Below are 15,960 nucleotides of genomic sequence, written 5' to 3'. Positions count from 1 at the left end.
AGATAATTTTAAATCAAATTCTGAGGGTTTTACAAGAAACAGAAAACAATCTTTTTCAGGTACTATTTTGTTTATGCTAAATTTTTTAACAAAAGCCTATCTATAGAAATTGTAAACTTTTTAAGTTTCCTCAAAAGAAAAGATATTAAACAACCAATATTTAGTAAAAGTGGATTTGTTCAAGTACGCAAAAAGATAAATTCTGAAGTTTTTAAACACTTGAATCAAAAATTAGTTGAAGAATTTTACACAGAGAATTCAGGTGTTTTAAAACAATTTAAAGGCTTACGGATATTAGCAATGGATGGTTCTAGATTAACATTGCCTTTCAATAAAGAACTGGAAGATATTTACCGACAAACTAAAAATCAATCAAACACTTATATCATACAAGCAAAAGTTTGTGTGTTGTATGATTTACTAAACAAAATATGTATTAATGGTGTTTTGTCCTCTATTGATACTGATGAACGTATTCAAGCAAAACAACTTTTAGAGTATTGCCAATCGAGTGATTTGATAATTTATGAACATTATCAAAAGCGATTAAATTTCATTATCAGAATGCCTTTGGATTTTAGTCAGGTTGTGAAAGACTTTGTGAAAAGTGGTAAGCATTCACAAATTGTTGGAATAAAACCTAGTCAAAAGAAAAGTTTTGAAAACAAACCTTATGATAAAAACGCGATTTCAAATATTCGATTATTACGTATAGTTCTACCTGTAGGAGGAGTCGAAATTTTAGCAACATCTCTTTTAGATAACAAACAATATGGTAATGAAATTTTTAAAGAATTATATTTTCAAAGATGGAAAATAGAGACCTACTATGATGAGTTGAAAAACAAACTAAAAGTCGAAGAATTTTCAGGTTATTCAAATCAAAGTATTATGCAAGATTTTTACTCAACTTTATTTGTAAGCAATATTCAGATCCTTATTGAGAGTGAACTTAACGAGGAAAGAAAAGAAGAACAAAAAAATAGAAAACATGAATATAAAATAAACACTTCTTTGTCTTATGGATTTATGAAAGATAGAATTTTAGAACTATTTTTCACTAAAGGCGATATGAACGAAATTATAAATGAGCTTAAGAAATTATTTAAAGATCATTTGATACCTATAAGACCAAATAGAGGCTTTGAACGAAAAATAGGGAAATACAGGGGTAGAATAAAAGGATTAGTTGCTAAAAATCAAAAAGATAGTTTGTGAAAATTTCTTAATTTAATGACATTGGGAGCGGGTGTAAAAGGCCCAGTCACATTGCCTTGGCTATCTATAGTATAAACCGCCCCAGTCCACCAGTAGGATTGGCTCTTGTTATAACCGTGTTACTACCCCCTGGAATGGTATTACTCATGTGTTTTTTACTGTTAATTCTGATAATGAGTTAGTTGTGTTAGAAGTGAAAAATTCAGATAAAAATATACGTCAAATTAAAAACGGCTTTAAATTCTAAATCAGTAGAGGAAGCTGGTTTAGTTGTAGGGAAGATTTATAGTGTAATTGTTAGATTAAAACAATAATACACAAATTGTGGTTTAATTGGAGTGTTTTAAAGGGAAGTTTTATAGTAAAGAGAGTATAAATAATACTTTTTATGAATATGCTCTTATTTAAGAAAAAAGAGACCGTTTAAAAGACCGTCTCTTTTTGTTTAAAATTTATCTAATACCTATATACAATAGCATTAATATTCATTCCTGCTCCTACCGATGCAAAAATGATTACATCTCCCTTATTAATCTGTTGATTTTTGATTTCGCCTTTAATAATTAGATTAAATAAAGTTGGAATAGTTGCTACACTTGAATTACCTAATTTATGAATGCACATAGGCATAATACCTTCAGGAGGTGTTTGTTTGTATTGTTTGTAAAAACGTTGGATAATGGCTTCATCCATTTTTTCATTAGCTTGATGAATCAATACTTTTTTTACTTCGTTAATACTTATACCGCTTTTATCCAGACATTCTTTCATCGCCTTTGGAACATTGTTTAATGCAAATTCATAAATTTTTCGTCCGTGCATTTTAATGTAACGTACGTCAGGATTATGGCTTTTATTAAAAGAATTTCCGAAATGTAAATAATAAGCTTCGTCATAAGTAAAACTAGCCGATTCATAGGCTAAAATACCCCCTTCATCTTCTGATGATTCAATGATGGTAGCACCAGCTCCATCAGAATAAATCATGCTATCGCGATCATGTAAATCAACAACTCGCGACAAAGTTTCGGCACCAATTACTAAACATTTTTTTGCCATTCCCGCCTGAATAAAGGCTTTTGCTTGAATAATGCCTTCTATCCAGCCAGGACAGCCAAAAAGCATATCATAAGCTACACATTTAGGGTTTTTAATACGCAAATTGTGTTTTACACGAGTGGCTAAGCTTGGTAAAATATCGGTTTGTATTGCAGCATGTTTTACATTGCCGAAATTATGTGCAAAAATAATGTAATCTAAAGTTTCAGGATCTATACCTGCATCTTCTATAGCACGTTTAGCAGCTATAGCTCCAATATCGGAAGTTAATAAATCATTTGTAACATATCTGCGTTCTTCAATTCCGGTAATGTCGTAAAATTTTTCTGTAATTGTTTCGTTGGGTAGAGGGAAAGGTGTGCCATCGTCATTTAAAAAAATATGTTTGGCAAAATCTAGATTGGTTACAATTTCAGTAGGGATATAGCTTCCTGAACCAGTTATTTTAATGTTCATTGTAATTGGGTTTTGAAAACTACTAATTTAGACAAACAAATCTTTTGATTGGCTGTAAATTCTATTTAAGGTCTTTTTTTGTTAATTATGTAAAGAAACTTATTTTTAATTATTATAAATTCTTTTTAATAAGCTTTTTTTGGTAATAATAAAATAATAATTCCTTGGATAAAAAAACAATTAAAACAATTAATAAAGATAGAAGGGTTAATTTATTATAAAAATATGGGTAGAATAAGAAGAATACTATTTTTAGGGGAAGCTTTTTTAATGTTATTGTTGATTTTTTGTTCCTTTATACGTCTTCCCACAAGGAGAAATGCTGTTATTATAGTCCCTTTTATTTGCCACACCACCACGAATATGTATATCTTTTTCTTGCTCAATTACAGAAGATTTAATAGTGAAATAGTCTTATCAAACTCTAAGATTCCTTTTAAAGCATAACGAGTGTTTTTATTTTTATGACTTTTTGTATTTGTGAACTATTGCCCAAACGGGTTCATGTCTTTTTGTCTAAGTTGTTTTTGAATTTCTTTACTTAATCCTTTTTTTGTAGCATTCATTAAAAGCAGAGCCTTATATCATGTCAAAAAATACAATTTTGAACTTTGTATAATTCTACCACTACGAAGAGAAATTCTTTTTATCCATTTATAACTCTCTCTGCTTGGTATCTAAAAAGCTCTTTTAATCTAGATTATCTGTTAGACTTTGTAATGAAGAGGAAAAGGGCAAAGGAGGTAAAAAGGGACGGAAATTTTTTACAACAGCTATCGTTTTGCATTGAGGAGAAAAAAGTGAGTACTTTTTTGGATTCAAAGTTATTTATATTTGTAATAAATCTCTAATGGGTAATCTAGGTTAAATCACACTTATATCTATCTTATTTCGTTGTTCCATCCCACAGATTTTTGACTTCATCCATAATCAGATTGTTTAAGGAGTCTTTGTTAGCTGGGTAATAAGAAAACTCTTTGTTTTCTGAAAAACAAAGAGTTTAAGGTTATAATGTAGAATAATAAAAAAGGCTTTCTTTCTATTAGCTTTCTATATACGCTTCAATAGGAGCACATGAGCAAACCAGATTTCTGTCTCCATACGCATCATCTACACGACGTACTGTAGGCCAGAATTTATTTTCGGTAATATACTCTAATGGATATGCTGCTTTTTCTCTTGAGTAAGGTAAATCCCAAGTATCAGCTGTTAACATACTTAAGGTATGCGGTGCATTTTTTAAAGGATTGTTAGGATTGTCAATAGTTGCCTCAGCAATTTCTTTTCTGATGGAAATCATGGCTTCACAAAAACGATCTAATTCTGCTAAATCTTCCGATTCAGTAGGTTCTACCATTAAGGTTCCAGCTACAGGGAAAGACACTGTAGGAGCGTGGAAACCATAATCCATCAAGCGTTTGGCTATATCACCTACTTCAATCCCGTTTTGTTTGAATTCACGACAATCTAAAATCATTTCGTGAGCTGCACGTCCCATTTCGCCTGAATATAAAACAGGGTAATGTTCTTCTAAACGCGCTTTCATATAGTTTGCGTTTAGAATAGCGTGTTCTGTAGAAGCTTTTAAACCTTCAGCCCCTAACATAGAAATGTAGCCATAAGATATTAAACATACCAAAGCGGATCCAAAAGGAGCTGCAGAAATAGCAGAAATAGCATCTTTACCACCAGTTGCTATCACAGGATTGGTAGGTAAGAAGTTAACTAGTTTTTCGTTTACACAAATTGGTCCAACACCTGGTCCACCGCCACCATGTGGGATAGCAAATGTTTTGTGTAGGTTTAAGTGACAAACATCAGCACCAATGGTAGCTGGATTTGTTAAACCTACTTGTGCATTCATGTTAGCACCGTCCATATAAACTAAACCACCATTTTCGTGAATTAGGTTTGTAATTTCAATAATGGTAGATTCATAAACTCCATGCGTAGAAGGGTAAGTTACCATTAAACAAGATAAATTATCTTTGTGTTCAATAGCTCTTGCTTTTAAATCTTCAACATCTATATTTCCTTCAGGAGTTGTTTTAGTAACGATAATTTTCATTCCTGCCATAGCCGCTGAAGCTGGATTTGTTCCATGAGCAGAAGAAGGAATAAGACAGACATTACGATGTCCTTCATTACGTGAAATATGATAAGCACGAATAGCCATTAAACCAGCGTATTCACCTTGAGCACCTGAGTTTGGTTGTAATGAAGTACCTTTAAAGCCAGTTACTGTATTTAATTGTTCTTCTAGTTTTTTCAACATCGTTAGATAACCTTGCACTTGATTAGCTGGAGCAAAAGGGTGAATGTTATTCCAATTTGGTAATGAAAGAGGAAGCATTTCAGCGGCAGCATTTAATTTCATAGTACAAGAACCTAATGAAATCATAGAATGATTTAATGATAAATCTTTGCGTTCTAGTTTTTTAATATAACGCATCAGTTGACTTTCAGAATGATGATTGTTAAATACATCATGTTGTAAGAAAGTAGAGGTTCTAATTAAGTTAGAAGGAATATGATTTTCTGTTGCTAGTTCTGAAACATGAATTGCTGATTTTCCAGTTGCTTCGGCAAAGATGGAAAGAATGGTGTTAATATCTGCAATTGAAGTGGTTTCATTAAAAGAAATGGCAACACAGTTTTCATTTGGATAAAAGAAGTTGAATTCATTCTTTTCAGCAATTTCTTTTACTTTAAGGCTATCTGCTTTTACTAAAAGTGTATCAAAGAAAGAAGAATTTACTTGATTAATTCCTAAAGAGGCTAATGCTTTTGAAGTAGTTACTGCGGAAGCATGTATTTTATTGGCAATATACTGTAATCCTTTTGGACCATGATAAACAGCGTACATACCAGCCATAACGGCTAATAATACTTGTGCTGTACAAATATTAGAAGTGGCTTTTTCACGTTTAATATGTTGTTCGCGAGTACCTAATGCCATACGTAAGGCACGGTTTCCGTTTGCATCTATAGAAACGCCAATAATTCGACCTGGCATCGAGCGTTTGTACTCTTCTTTAGTGGCAAAATAGCCCGCATGAGGACCTCCAAAACCCATTGGGATCCCAAAACGTTGTGTGGTCCCTACTACAACTGCTGCTCCTAGTTCGCCAGGAGGGGTTAATTTTGCTAAAGATAAAATATCAGCCGCTACCGCTACCTTAATATCATTTTCAGCCGCATTTGTTATAAATTGGCTATAGTCATATACTTGACCATATTTTCCAGGGTATTGTAATATAGCTCCAAAAAAATCAGTAGAAAAATCAAATGTTTCGTGATTACCAATTACCAACTCAATGTTTAATGGAGTGGCACGGGTTTCTAAAATGGATAGCGTTTGTGGTAATATTTCTTCTGAAACGAAAAATTTGTTTACATTGTTTTTCTTTTGATCTCGTGTTCTAACATCAAAAAGGAGCGTCATTGCCTCAGCTGCAGCGGTTCCTTCGTCTAATAAAGAGGCATTTGCAATTTCCATACCAGTTAACTCTATGATAGTAGTTTGGAAATTTAATAAGGCTTCTAGACGACCTTGAGCAATTTCAGCTTGATAAGGAGTATAAGCCGTATACCATCCTGGGTTTTCAAAAATATTTCTTTGGATAACAGGAGGAACAATTGCAGGATGATATCCCATTCCAAGGTATGATTTGAAAACTTTGTTTTTACTGCCTAGCTGCGTGATATGAGCTAAGTACTCATATTCAGTCATGGGAGCGTCTAATGTAATGTCTTCTTTTAACCGAATTCCATCTGGAAACGTTTCGTATAATAATTGGTCAATGTTTTCTACACCAATTGTTTTAAACATGTGTTGAAGGTCTTCTTCTCTTGGACCAATGTGTCTTAAAGCAAATGCATCTGTTCTCATTCAATCAAAAAATAATGTGTTGTTTTGAGTGCATCAAAATTACTACTATTTAACTAATATTTGTAGCTGTTTAACGAAATTAATTTTTATGTGATATTTGTATGTATTAAAAACTGTACATTTACGTTAATTATTCAAGTAAACAAAATTTTAAAAACATGAAATTATCCAGGCTTTTTGCGTTGTTTTGTGCAATTTTATTTCAATTTTCTTGCTCCAAAAAAGCATCTGATTTTGATTCTAATTTTGGGTTATTTAAAGGGTATATTTCGGCTTTTACTTCTGGATTTGTTTCGGTTAAGTCGGATATTCGAGTTCAATTAGATTTTAATAATCCCACTTGGAAAGTAAATCAAGAGTTAGATTCTGATTTGTTTGATATAACCCCTAGTGTAAGTGGAAAAGTCGTGGCACTTTCTTCTAACACAGTAGCTTTTGTTCCAAAAGATAAATTCGATCAAAATACGTTATATCAAGTAACCTTAAATCTTGGGAAAATAAAATCAGTTCCAAAAGAATTAGAAGAGTTTAAATTTTCTTTAAAAACAATCAAACAAGATTTTATTGTTAAAACAGATGAATTGCAATCATCAGATAAAGAAACCTATTATTTGGTAGGGACAGTAAAAACTGCCGATGTGGCTGATTTTGACGACGTAGAAGATGTGTTAGAATGCTCACAAGAGGGAGATGATTTAGCTATTACTTTTGATAAAGAGGAAAGTACCAATACGGAGTTTAAGTATCGCGTAGAAGGAATTAAACGTTTTGATGAGGCCAGTGAAATAGTACTTGAATGGGATGGTGATGAAATTGATGCAGAAAACGAAGGAAAATCTAAATTAGCAATACCTGCAAAAAATGATTTTAAAGTAATGAGTGTTGAGGTAGGAGATGAAAACAATCAGTCATTACTAATTAATTTTTCAGACCCCTTGAAAAAAGACCAAGATTTTAATGGTTTAGTAAATATTCAAAATACAAATGGAGTCAAATATGCTACTACGGGTAATGTTTTGAAAGTATTTTTTAATAATTATAAACCCGAAAAAGAAGAAGTTATTGTAGCAGAACCTGTTCAAATAACAACAGTTGCAGATGTGGATACCGCAGCTACTGCTGTAGACTCAGCAGCAACAGTTGTTCAAGAAGGAGTCGTAGATTCAGTAGAAACCGTTTCTGTATCAGATGAAACTCAAGAATCCTATGTTGAAGAAGAAACGGAGCAAGAAACAGAAGAAATTCAAACAACGGAACTAAATGGATCTAAATTAGTAGAGATTTTTCGAGGGATTAAGAACATTTATGGGGATGAACTAAAAGAAAATTACTCAAAAACAATTGATTTTGAATCTATAAAACCAGCGGTTAGACTAATTAAAAACGGAACTATTTTACCAAGTTCCAACCATTTACAAATAAATTTTGAAGCGGCTAATTTGAAAAAAGTAAATGTGAAAATATATAAAATATATGAAAACAATATTTTACAATTTTTACAAGATAATGAATTGAATGGCAATAGAAACCTCAAAAAAGTAAGCCAACCAGTTGCCAAAACCACTCTTGAATTAAAACAAAATGAGCTTTTAGATTATAGTAAATGGAATACTTATGCTCTTGATTTATCAAAAATTATAGAATCAGATCCTGGTTCTATTTATAGAGTAGAGTTTTCATTCAAAAAAAGTGACGCATTGTATAAATGTTCAGGCGATAATGAAGAAATCGTAGAGGAGGAAGAAGTAGAAGAAGATGATGTAAACTATAGTGGAGAAGATTATGATTACTATTATGAGGAAGACTACGAATGGTTACAAAGTCAAGATCCGTGTACGGATTATTATTATAACAACACAAAGATATCAACAAATGTTCTAGCTACTGATTTAGGAGTGATAGCTAAGAGGGGAAACAATAAGAGTATAACGATTGCAGTAAGTGATATTGTATCAACTGACCCCGTAAGTGGTGCAACAGTAGATTTATACACTTATCAACAACAAAAAATAGCCACTTCAACTACTGATGGTGATGGAATCGCTAAATTTGACTTAAAGAAATTTGCTTATTTTGCTATAGTAAAACAAGGTAAAAACACAACTTATGTTAAATTAGATGATGAACTGTCTTTATCATTGAGTAATTTTGATGTAGCAGGAGAATCTCTACAAAAAGGATTAAAAGGATATATTTATGGAGAAAGAGGCGTTTGGCGTCCTGGTGATTCGATTCATTTATCATTTATTCTAAATGATAATGCCAATAAAATTCCTGTAAACCATCCGATCAAATTTAGATTGAATGACCCAATGGGAAAAACCATTTATCAGTATATTCATAAAACAAATGAAGAAAACCATTATCGTTTTGATTTAGTAACGAATACTTCAGCTCCAACAGGTAATTGGGAAGCAATGATAAGTGTAGGAGGAGCTAATTTTTATAAGAGTATAAAAATTGAAACGATTAAGCCTAATAGGCTAAAAATTAAAAACAGTTTTAATAAAGATATACTTTCTGCTTCAAAAAATAACAACAATACCGTTAAAGTTACTTGGATGCACGGAGCTGTTGCTAAAGATCTAAAAACAGAAGTACAAGCAAAGTTTACACAACAAGTTACCTCTTTTAAAGGATATGATAAATTTGTATTTGATGATCCTACAAGATCTTTTTCAACAGAAGAAATAAATGTATATTCAGGAAAAATTAACCAACAAGGTTTAACCCGTTTTTCTATAGATCCAACTTTACATGGACAAGCGCCTGGAATGTTGAATGCTGCGTTTATTACCAAAGTGTATGAAAATGGAGGCGATGTAAGCACTGATGTAAGTATGGTGAAATATTCGCCATACCCAACCTATGTAGGAATTAAAACACCAGAGCCTAACAAATACGGATTGTTAGAAACAGGAAAAAATAATCGTTACGAGTTTGTAACACTTAACGAAAATGGAAAACCCAAACCTGTTAAAGGATTACAAGTAAGGATTTATAAAATAGATTCTAGATGGTGGTGGGACGAATCTTCCGATAAGTTATCAAATTACAGTACCAGTACCTCAACAACCGCTTATAAAACGTATGTAATTAATACCAATTCATCAGGGCGTGGAGAAATAGCATTCTCTGTTCCCGAAAATGATTGGGGACGTTATTTAATCAGAGCTATTGATCCGAATGATGGTCATGCAACAGGAAATACGGTGTTTTTAGATTACCCTTATTGGTCTGAACGTTCTAAAAATACAGATGGAAAAGAAGCGGCTATGTTGCGTTTTTCTACAGACAAAAAAGAATACCATGTAGGCGAAACAGCTAAAATATTTTTCCCATCAAGTGAAGGGGGACGTGCTTTGATTTCTATTGAAAATGGATCAAGAGTAGTAAAAACTTTTTGGCAAAAAACATCCGACGGAGAAACGCAAGTAGATTTAGATATTACGCCAGATATGGCTCCTAATGTATATATTAATATTACTATGTTACGTCCGCACGCATCTGCCAAAAACGATGCTCCTATTCGTATGTATGGTCTGGTTCCGATTAGTGTAATAGATAAAGAAACTATTTTAAAACCTAAAATAGAAATGCCCGATGTAGTGCGACCTGAAAAAACAGTAGATGTAAAAGTAAGTGAAGAAAACGGTAAGCCAATGACCTATACAATTGCAGTTGTTGATGAAGGACTATTAGATCTAACCCGATTTAAAACCCCGAACGCTTGGGATAGTTTTTATGCTCGCGAGGCATTAGGTGTTCGTACCTGGGATATTTATGATAATGTAATTGGAGCGTATGGAGGACGAGTAAATCAAATATTTAGTATAGGAGGTGATGCCGAAAGAGGAGGGGCTAATGCTAAAAAAGCAAATCGTTTTAAACCTGTAGTCATGTACTTTGGGCCATTTAAATTAAATGGAGGCACTAAAACGCATACAATCAAATTACCAAAATATATTGGTTCAGTCAAAACAATGGTAGTAGCGGCTAATGCTGAAAAAGGAGCGTATGGTATGGCAGAAAAAAGTACCGCGGTAAAAAGCCCATTAATGGTATTAGCTTCCTTGCCTAGAAAAATTTCACCTTCTGAAAAAGTAACCTTGCCAGTTACGCTCTTTGCTACTGAAAACCATATAAAAAATGTAACAGTTCAAGTAAAAACAAACAATGCAGTTAAGTTAACCAGCCCAGCTATACAAAAAATATATTTTGCAAATCCAGATGAAAAAATGGCTTATTTTGATGTAAGTGTAGGCAATACAACTGGTATAGGAAAACTTCAAGTAATAGCAACTTCAGGGAACGAAAAATCAATATATGAAGTAGAAATAGATGTAATAAATCCTAATCCAGTTACAACTCTTACAACGGATGCTTTATTAGCCGGAAATGCTAAAAAAACAATGACATGGAAAATCTTTGGTGTTGCAGGCAGCAATCATGCAATGGTAGAAATAGCATCAATTCCTACTATTGATTTTGGAAGGCGTTTAGATTATCTTATTCAATATCCTCATGGTTGTGTAGAACAAACCACTTCTTCTGTATTTCCACAATTATATTTAACTGATGTAATAGATGTAGATTCCAATAAAAAGAGTCAAATACAACGTAATGTTACAGCAGGGATCGAACGATTAACTAGTTTTCAATTATCAACAGGAGGAATGGCTTATTGGCAAGGAAATACCACTCCCGATGATTGGGGAACGAGTTATGCGGGTCATTTTATGTTAGAAGCTGAGAAAAAAGGATACCATTTGCCATTGAATTTTAAATCTAAATGGATTGGCTATCAACAAAAAATAGCTAAAAATTGGCGAATGGAATTAGATTATAACACGGATTTAAATCAAGCGTATCGTTTGTATACTTTAGCTTTAGCAGGAGTTCCAGATTTAGCATCAATGAACCGTTTAAGAGAAACGAAAGGAATTACAAATGAAACAAAACTTCGTTTGGCAGCAACTTACGCTTTAGTAGAACAAAGCAGTGCCGCAAATGCCTTATTGTTAAAATCAAATATTAATGATACTGCAAGTCAATATTATTATAGCTATGGTTCCGAAGACAGAAATAGGGCGATGACTTTAGAAAGTTTAGTATTGTTAGGACAAAAGCAAAAAGCTTTTACAATGGCAGTCAAATTAGCTAAAAATTTATCATCAGATCAATGGATGAGTACACAGACTACGGCTTACTCATTGTATGCAATGGCAAAATTTGCTAAGTACAACGGTGGAAAAGGAATTAGCATTGAGTTGACAAATGGAGGTAAATCAGTATCTATAAATACTTCAAAAGCCATTGTACAAAGGACTCTTGTTCGTGGAATGCTAGATATTAAAAACAATAAAAACAATACTTTGTTTGTTAGAATTATTAATAGCGGAATTTTACCAGTAGGAAAAGAACAACCTACTTCTAACAATGTTTCTGCTTCAGTCGTGTTTAAAGATAAAAAAGGAAAAATAGTTACGATTTCTAAAATAGCTCAAGGAACAGAATTAATAGCTGAAATAATATTAAAAAATCAAAAGAATGAAATGGTTCCTAATATAGCATTAACGCAAATAGTACCTTCAGGATTTGAAATTGTGAATACTCGTTATACTGATTTCGGTAATGCAACAGAAAATATGGCCGATTATATTGATATGCGAGACGATAGAGCCAATTATTATTTTAGTTTAAAATCAGGAGAAACCAGAGTCTTTAAAATGCTTATTAATGCGTCTTATTTAGGAAACTATTATCTGCCAGGAGCACAGTGTGAAGCCATGTACGACCACAGTTTTATGGCTCGAACGAAAGGAAAATGGGTGCAAATTGTGAAATGAAAAATAAAGAGTTTCTTTAAGAAGAAAAAAAATAACCTTTAGTCTGTGACTTCTCTTAATAGAGAAGTCACATGATTGATGTTATATTACTTGGTTTACCCTGTTTAGTTCTTTTATAAGTACTGAACAGGATGAAGTTAAAAATACGATCGTAATTTTTTTAGATGGCTTCTTGTAGAATATACCGAGAGAGTTTACCAAGTATAGAGATACGTTGTGTTCTAAAATATTTCTCTATAAAAAATATCGAAAAATTTAATTATGAATGGAATTAATACACAAATTCTATAATCTCACTTTTGTAAAAAGAATTAAAAATTGGATAATAAAAAACAAAAAAAAAGCAATCGTTGGATTCATTTTTTTACTTCTTTATTATTTCTCTTTACCACGTACACTTTTTGTAGAGCCTTATTCAACCGTAATAGAAAGTAATACAGGTGAACTATTGGGCGCAAAAATTGCAAGCGATGGTCAATGGCGTTTTCCAGAGCAAGACTCTATTCCTGATAAATTCAAACAATGTGTCGTTTATTTTGAGGACGAACACTTTTATCATCATTTTGGATTTAATCCTGTAGCTATGGTTAAAGCAGTAAAACAAAATAAAACTGCGGGAAAAGTGGTTCGAGGAGGAAGTACAGTAACACAACAGGTCATTCGCTTGGCTAGAAAAAATAAAAAACGAACCTACTTCGAAAAAATTATTGAAATTATTCTGGCCACTCGATTAGAATTTAGACACTCAAAACAAAGAATCTTAGAATTATATGCTGCACATGCCCCTTTTGGAGGAAATGTAGTAGGATTAGAAATGGCTGCTTGGCGTTATTTTGGAGTGCAACCACACCAATTATCATGGGCTGAAAGTGCTACTTTAGCAGTGCTGCCTAATGCTCCACGACTTATATATCCAGGTAAAAATCAGCAATTATTACTAAGAAAACGAAATCGGTTACTTAAAAAATTATTAGACAATAAAGTAATTGATCAAATGACCTTTGATTTAGCACTAACAGAATCTTTGCCTCAAAAACCTTACGATTTACCTCAAATAGCACCGCATTTATTACAAAAAGTAGCGAAAGAAAATTCACAACAAAAAATTGTAACAACAATTGATGTTTCCCTGCAAAATAGAGTAAACCAAATAGTACGACAATATTATAGCCAGTATAGCCAAAATGAGATTCATAATATGGCTGTTATTGTATTAGATGTAAGAAATAGAAACATACTCAGCTATGTAGGAAATACCCCTACAGATGCTAATCATGACAAAGATGTTGATATCATTACAGCTCCTCGAAGCACAGGAAGCATTTTAAAACCTTTGCTTTTTGCTTCTATGTTAGATGATGGCGAGTTGTTGTCTAATACTTTAGTGGCTGATATTCCCACTCAAATATCAGGGTATATGCCTCAAAATTATAATTTAACGTTTGACGGAGCTGTGCCTGCGCAACGAGCACTTTCAAGATCATTAAACATTCCAGCCGTATTAATGTTACAAGAACACGGAGTTCATAAATTTTACGAAACATTAAAACAATACAAGTTAAAAAATATTAATAAACATCCTGATCATTATGGATTATCGTTAATATTAGGAGGTGCTGAAAGTAATTTGTGGGATTTGAGTAGAACCTATGCTAATTTAACTTCAACCTTAAATTATTATAATGAATTTAAACAATATCGCAAATATGAATTTAGCGAACTCAATTACAAAAAAGATTTTCAACCAAATTTCGGAACGGAACAAGACCAAAAAGAAGTAGTAGGAGCAGGAGCAATATACCTTACTTATGAAGCTATGAAAGAAGTCAATAGACCAGCAGAAGATGAGGCTTGGCGTTTTTATGATTCCTCTATCCAATTAGCTTGGAAAACAGGTACTAGTTTTGGAAATAGAGATGCTTGGGCTATAGGTACAAATAATGATTACGTGGTAGGCGTATGGGTAGGAAATGCGTCAGGAGAAGGACGACCACAATTAACAGGTATTGATAGTGCAGCACCTGTTTTATTTGACGTATTTAATTTATTGCCTAGAAAAAAATGGTTTAAACCACCTATTTCTGATTTAGTTGAAAAAGAATGTTGTGTTCAAAGTGGTTATTTAGCCAAGACAGGATGTCCTAAAGTAAAGCAAATGATTTCCAAAAACGGAACAAAAACAACAATATGCCCTTTTCATAAAACCATTCATTTAGACATTACAAAACAGTTTCAAGTAAATAACACTTGTGAAGATGTCGATAAAATAGTAACCCAATCGTGGTTTGTATTGCCCCCCGTTATGGAATGGTACTATAAAGGATTACATATAGATTATAAACCATTGCCCCCATACCGTCAAGATTGTCAGGGAGCCTCTCAAGGTACTATGGGATTTATTTATCCTAAAGCTAATAGTAAAATTTATCTAACAAAAAATTTTCAAGGAAAAATACAACCTGTAATTTTTAAAATAGCCCACTCTAATCGAGAATCAAAGCTATATTGGTATATTGATAAAGAATTTAAAGGTACCACACAAACTTTTCACGAAATGCCAATTATAACATCTACAGGAAGACATCTTATAACGGTAGTAGATGAAAAAGGAATGGAACTTAAGCAATATGTAACCATTGAAAATGAGTAGATTTTTAAAAAATATTTTTGATTTTTATATAAATAGTAGCATTCATGTTGCTTTAGCTGTTTTTGCCTTTGTGCAAATTAGCTGTATTGAATTTCATATTTCAAATACTAATAATGTTAGAGAGTTTGCATTCTATGGTACGATTGTAGGTTACAATTTTATTAAATACGATGAATTAACCAGAGTTAGAAAACGGGTTTGGCATAAGCAATTAAAATGGATCGTTTCGTTAAGTTTTGTTTCGGTATTATGCTGTGGTTATTACTTCTTTCAATTCAACAGCATAACTCAAATTACAGCAATAGGAGTACTTTTACTTACGGGATTTTATACCTTGCCCATAGTACCTAAAAAAACTAATTTTAGAAACTGGAGCGGAGTAAAAATATATTTAGTGGCTTTGAGTTGGGCTATTGTAACCGTTTGGTTACCCATTTTTAATACTGAATTAGTTATAAAATATGATGTTGTTTTTTATTTCATTCAAAGGTTTCTTGTTGTGTTTGTTTTGATGCTTATTTTTGAAATCGTTGATTTGTCAAAAGACAAATTAAGTTTACAAACTATTCCGCAGCAAATAGGAGTGAGACAAACAAAATGGTTAGGGTATGTTTTGTTGGTTATTTGTGTATTATTGGAAGTTTTTAAATTCAACAGCAATGGCAATTTCAATAATCAATTAGTAGCATTGCAATTGATATTGCCATTTTTTATTGCTATTGCATTATTTTTTGCTACCCCTAATCGTTCTAAATACTATACGTCTTTTTGGGTGGAGGCAATACCTATTGTTTGGTATTTGTTTTTTTATTAAAATAAAAAAACTCCCGAAGGAG

6 protein-coding genes are annotated in these 15,960 nt (G+C 32.5%); 4 read left to right on the top strand and 2 right to left on the bottom strand.

Annotation, left to right across the window (positions count from 1 at the left end; all coding sequences use genetic code 11):
• The first annotated feature begins 219 nt into the window (after positions 1–219).
• On the top strand, positions 220–1,218 hold the full coding sequence (locus HUE53_RS04250) for a transposase (RefSeq protein WP_065213050.1): 999 nt from the start codon (positions 220–222) through the stop codon (positions 1,216–1,218).
• 456 nt (positions 1,219–1,674) lie between these two features.
• Here HUE53_RS04250 and HUE53_RS04245 read toward each other — a convergent pair whose 3' ends face one another.
• Positions 1,675–2,733 (bottom strand): 3-oxoacyl-ACP synthase III family protein, encoded by a 1,059-nt coding sequence (locus tag HUE53_RS04245; RefSeq protein ID WP_014166348.1) that lies wholly within the window; start codon positions 2,731–2,733, stop codon positions 1,675–1,677.
• A gap of 1,042 nt (positions 2,734–3,775) precedes the next feature.
• On the bottom strand, positions 3,776–6,625 hold the full coding sequence (gene gcvP, locus HUE53_RS04240) for an aminomethyl-transferring glycine dehydrogenase (protein ID WP_014166347.1): 2,850 nt from the start codon (positions 6,623–6,625) through the stop codon (positions 3,776–3,778).
• A gap of 158 nt (positions 6,626–6,783) precedes the next feature.
• On the opposite strand from gcvP, the gene HUE53_RS04235 reads away from it, so the two are divergent.
• From HUE53_RS04235 to HUE53_RS04225, 3 genes are all read left to right on the top strand, one after another.
• Positions 6,784–12,474, top strand: a complete 5,691-nt coding sequence (locus HUE53_RS04235; RefSeq protein WP_192188731.1) for an alpha-2-macroglobulin family protein — start codon at positions 6,784–6,786, stop codon at positions 12,472–12,474.
• 265 nt (positions 12,475–12,739) lie between these two features.
• Complete coding sequence (gene pbpC / locus HUE53_RS04230; RefSeq protein WP_192188730.1) at positions 12,740–15,124, top strand: penicillin-binding protein 1C; 2,385 nt, start codon at positions 12,740–12,742, stop codon at positions 15,122–15,124.
• The gene (locus tag HUE53_RS04225; protein WP_014166344.1) at positions 15,117–15,938 is read left to right on the top strand and encodes a UbiA prenyltransferase family protein; all 822 of its coding nucleotides are present in this window, start codon (positions 15,117–15,119) and stop codon (positions 15,936–15,938) included. The genes pbpC and HUE53_RS04225 overlap by 8 nt, the downstream gene beginning before the upstream one ends.
• The last annotated feature ends 22 nt before the right edge of the window (positions 15,939–15,960 follow it).

It is taken from the genome of Flavobacterium columnare (assembly GCF_014844295.1).
Taxonomy (GTDB): Bacteria; Bacteroidota; Bacteroidia; order Flavobacteriales; family Flavobacteriaceae; genus Flavobacterium; species Flavobacterium columnare.
Note: the sequence above shows the minus strand (reverse complement) of the source record. Positions and strands in the feature narration are given on the sequence as shown.